At 73.4% G+C, this 4,317-nt stretch carries 4 protein-coding genes and 1 pseudogene; all 5 read left to right on the top strand.

Annotated elements, in window-relative coordinates:
- Positions 1 to 636 (top strand): annotated as a pseudogene (locus Q0112_RS13885) (chromosome segregation protein SMC); the annotation flags it as partial.
- Between the two features lie 108 nt (positions 637 to 744).
- Positions 745 to 1,365: a 50S ribosomal protein L25/general stress protein Ctc gene (locus Q0112_RS13890; RefSeq protein ID WP_297976249.1), complete on the top strand. Its 621-nt coding sequence runs from the start codon at positions 745 to 747 to the stop codon at positions 1,363 to 1,365.
- 73 nt (positions 1,366 to 1,438) lie between these two features.
- On the top strand, positions 1,439 to 2,113 hold the full coding sequence (gene pth, locus Q0112_RS13895) for an aminoacyl-tRNA hydrolase (RefSeq protein ID WP_297976251.1): 675 nt from the start codon (positions 1,439 to 1,441) through the stop codon (positions 2,111 to 2,113).
- Positions 2,114 to 2,296: 183 nt separating this feature from the next.
- The gene (locus Q0112_RS13900) at positions 2,297 to 3,412 is read left to right on the top strand and encodes an efflux RND transporter periplasmic adaptor subunit (RefSeq protein ID WP_297976253.1); all 1,116 of its coding nucleotides are present in this window, start codon (positions 2,297 to 2,299) and stop codon (positions 3,410 to 3,412) included.
- A partial coding sequence (locus Q0112_RS13905; protein WP_297976255.1) for a hypothetical protein occupies positions 3,402 to 4,317 on the top strand: 916 nt, incomplete at its 3' end. The genes Q0112_RS13900 and Q0112_RS13905, both read left to right, overlap by 11 nt.

Raw genomic sequence — 4,317 nt, forward strand, 5'->3', positions numbered from 1 at the left:
GACGGGATGGGGGCGGTGAACCTGCGCGCCGAGGAGGACGCCCGCGAGATCCGCGCGGAGGCGGAGACGCTGGTGCGCGAACGCGACGACCTCGAGGAGGCGATCCGCAAGCTGCGCCACGGCATCGCCAACCTCAACCGCGAGGGGCGGGGGCGGCTCGTCGCTGCCTTCGAGGAGGTGAACCGCAACTTCGCCACCCTCTTCCGCCACCTCTTCGGCGGCGGCGAGGCGAACCTCGTGCTGGTCGAGAGCGACGATCCGCTGGAGGCCGGGCTGGAGATCATGTGCCAGCCGCCGGGCAAGAAGCTCTCGACCCTCTCGCTCCTCTCGGGCGGCGAGCAGACGCTGACCGCGCTCAGCCTCATCTTCGCCGTCTTCCTCGCCAACCCCTCGCCGATCTGCGTCCTCGACGAGGTCGACGCGCCGCTCGACGACGCCAATGTCACCCGCTTCTGCGATCTCCTCGACGAGATGGTCGGGCGGACCGAGACGCGGTTCCTGATCATCACCCACCATGCTGTCACCATGGCGCGCATGGACCGGCTCTTCGGCGTGACCATGGCCGAGCCCGGCGTCAGCCAGCTCGTCTCGGTCGATCTCGCCGGCGCCGAGCGCATGGTCGAGACCGTGGCCTGAGGCGGCCGGAATCCGCTTCCCTTTCCCTGCTCGATGGCCTATTGAGCCGCCTTCGCGGCCTTGCACCCTTGGAGGAAGGCTGCGCGTTCGAACCCAGGAGAGAGCCACATGGCTGAGACACCCGTTCTCGAAGCCGTGGCGCGCGCAGGGACCGGCAAGGGGGCCGCCCGCAGCGCACGTCGCGAAGGATATGTACCCGGCGTCATCTACGGCGGCGGCGAGCCGCCCCAGACGATCAACGTCAGGTTCAACCTGCTGCTCAAGCAGCTGAAGGCGGGGCGCTTCCTTTCGACGCTGCTGAACGTCAAGGTCGACGGCAAGGACAACAACGTCATCTGCCGCGGCGTCCAGCGCGACGTGGTGAAGGATCTGCCGACGCACGTCGACTTCCTGCGCCTCAGCGACCGTTCGCGCATCGCCCTCTTCATCCCGGTCGAGTTCGTCAACCGCGACAAGTCCCCCGGCCTGAAGCGCGGCGGTGCCCTCATCGAGGTCCGCCCCGAGATCGAGCTGATGGTGACCGCCGGCGACATTCCCGAGAAGATCGTCGTCGACCTCACCGGCAAGGAGATCCACGACTCGATCCACATCTCGAACGTGACCCTCCCCGCCGGCGTCCGCCCGACGATCACCGACCGCGACTTCGTGATCGCCTCGATCCAGGCCCCGTCCGGCCTGCGCTCGGAGGAGGGCGAGGGCGAGAGCGAGGGCGAGGCGGCCGAGGGCTGATCCCGCCGCCAGCGCGTGCTATATGCCGACGCGGCGGGCCGATCCCGCCGCGTCGCTTCGTTTCGGCAGGCTCATGCAACTCTTCGTCGGCCTCGGCAACCCGGGCCCGGGCCATGCCCGCAACCGGCACAACATCGGCTTCATGGCGGCGGACGCCATTGCCGAGGCGCACGGATTCGGGCCGTGGCGGGCGAAGTTCCACGGCCAGGTCGCCGAGGGGCGCCTCGGGCCCGAGAAGGTCATGCTGCTCAAGCCCGGCACCTACATGAACCTCTCGGGCGACGCGGTCCGGGCGGCGCTCGGCTTCTTCAAGCTCGAGCCGGGCGACGTCACCGTCTTCCACGACGAGCTCGACCTCGCGCCAGGGCGGGTGCGGGTCAAGACCGGGGGCGGGACAGCCGGGCACAACGGGCTGCGCTCGCTCGGGGCGCATATCGGGCCGGAGTTCCGGCGCGTCCGGATCGGGATCGGGCATCCGGGGGACAAGCGGCTGGTCTCGAACTACGTCCTCAGTGACTTTCACAAGTCGGAAGCGGACTGGGTCGACGACCTGCTGCGCGGGGTCGCCGAGGGTGCGCCGGCGCTCGCTGCCGGAGACACCCAGGGCTTCCTCGCCGCCGTGAACCGCCGGGCGCCGCCCCCGGCGGTCCGGAAGCCCTCCCCCGAGCCGGCCCCGACGCCGGCCGCCGCGCCCGAGCCCGAGGACGCCCGGAGCCCGCTGCAGAGGCTCGTCGATCGCTTCCGGTGAGCGGCGCCCGCACGCGCTCCGCACAGTGCGGGCTTCCGGCAACCCGCTGAGACCGCAAGATAAAAGTCTTGGCGCTAACCACTTCTCAACGAAGGTTAATGCGGCCGCACGCGCGGCCGCGGCTTGACTCCGGCCGGCGGTGCGGGCCTGATCCCGGCCGGTTCGCGGATGGGGGGAAACCAGATGGCCGAGGAGGACGCCGCGCCCGGGAGCGGCCCGGCGGCGCCGGAGAAGCCCGATCCGGTGCGCCGCTGGACGGGCCTCGTCGCCGGTGCGCTCGTCCTTCTCCTCGTCCTGCAGATCGCCAGCGACCGGACGGCGCCGCTCACCACCATCGCCACGGTGGAGGCGCTGGTGCTGCCGATCGTGCCGCGCGTCTCGGGCGAGCTGGTGCGGGTCGAGGTGCGCGACGACGCCACCGTCGAGCCGGGCGAGGTCCTGGCGGAGATCGACCCGACGCCGTTCCGCCTGGCGGCGGAGGCGGCCGAGGCCGAGCTGGCGCGGGCCGGCCAGGCGATCGGCGCCTCGACCGCCGAGGTGGCCGCGGCCCAGGCCAAGCTCGCCGAGGCGCAGGCGCACCTGACCAACAGCCGGGCCCAGGCCGACCGGACGCTCGCGCTCGTCGAGCGCGGCGTGGTGCCGGCGGCGCGCGGCGACGAGGCGGTGGCGGCCATCGCCGGCGGCGAGGCGCTGGTGGCGGCGGCCGAGGCCGACCTGCGCCGCGCCGAGCAGGCGCTCGGCCCCGCCGGCGCCGACAACCCGCAGCTCCGCGCGGCGCAGTCGGCGCTCGAGACCGCGCAGTTCAACCTCGCCCAGACCCTGATCGTCTCGCCGGCGCACGGCCGGGTGACCAACCTCAGCCTCGGCGCCGGCGAGACCGCCAGCGCCGGGCAGCCGATCCTGACCATGATCGACCTGCAGGGCGGCTGGATCGTCGCCTGGTTCCGCGAGAACCAGCTCGGCAACATCGCCCGCGGCGACCGCGCCGAGGTCGTGCTCGACGTGCAGCCCGGCCGCGTCTGGCAGGCGCGCGTGGTGTCCTTCATCGCCGGGATCGACACGGTCAACCAGTCGGCCCCGCGCGGCGGCCTGATCGACACGCCGCCGCAGGCCCGCTGGCTGAGCGAGCCGCAGCGGTTCGCCGTGCGCCTCGAGTTCACGCCCTCCGATTCGCTGCCGCCGGGGGTGCGGCTCGGGTCGCAGGCGACGGTGATGGTCGAGACCGCGCAGTCGGCCTGGCTGCGCCCGCTCTGGTGGGCCTACATCCGGGTCCGCGCGATCCTCTCCTATGTCCGCTGACCTCCCCGCCGAGGGGCGCGGGCCCCCGGCCCAGATCCTGCGGGTCGCGCTGCTGCCGCCGCTCGGCTACGGGGCGGCGCTCTGGAGCGGCACCATGCTGCCCTTCGTGACCGGCGTGCTGCTCGCCGCGCTCACGCTGAAGGCGCCGGCCGCCCCGCCGCCGCGCGCCGCGCTGCTGCTCGTGCTCCTCGCCGCGCTGCTGCCCCTCGGCTTCGTCGGCTTCGCCGGCGTGCTCGACCAGTTCCCCTATCTCCTGGTCGGCTTCGTCGGCCTCGTCTTCCTGCACGCCTTCCGCCTGCAGGCCGAGCCGCGCACCGCCACGATCGGCCTGCTGCTGCAGGCCTTCGCCATCGTGGTGCCGCTGGCGATGCGGCGCTCCGAACAGGCGCTCGCCGCCGCCTCGGGCGCCTTCCTCGCCAACGCGCTGCTCGCGGTCGCCGGGCTCTACCTCGCCTTCGCGCTCTTTCCCGGCCGCGGCCGCGCCGCCGGAGTGACGCCGCCGCCGGCGGCGGGGGGCGCGGCCGGGCGCACCCGCGACGCGGCGCTGGCGGCCCTGGTGATGCTGCCGCCCTTCGTGCTGCTGATGTCGCTCGACGCCGTCTCGGCCATGCGGGTGCTCTTCGCCGTGGCGATCGTGCTCGTCGCGCTCGGGCGGCGCGACCTGCGCGAGACCGCGGTCGAGAGCCTGCTCTCGGCGCTGATGGCCGGGGCGATGGCGGTCGCCTTCACCCTGCTCGGCCGGGTCTGGCCCGACCCGGCGGCCGGGCTGCTGGTCGCCGCGCTGATCGGCCTTCTCGTCGCGCCGCACGCCTTCGCCGGCCGCCATCGCGGCGCGGTCGCGCTGGCGATCCCGCTCGCCTGGGTGATGATCGGCGTCGCGCCGGGCAGCACGGTCGGGAAGACGC

It is taken from the genome of uncultured Amaricoccus sp., assembly GCF_937858865.1.
Taxonomy (GTDB): Bacteria; Pseudomonadota; Alphaproteobacteria; order Rhodobacterales; family Rhodobacteraceae; genus Amaricoccus.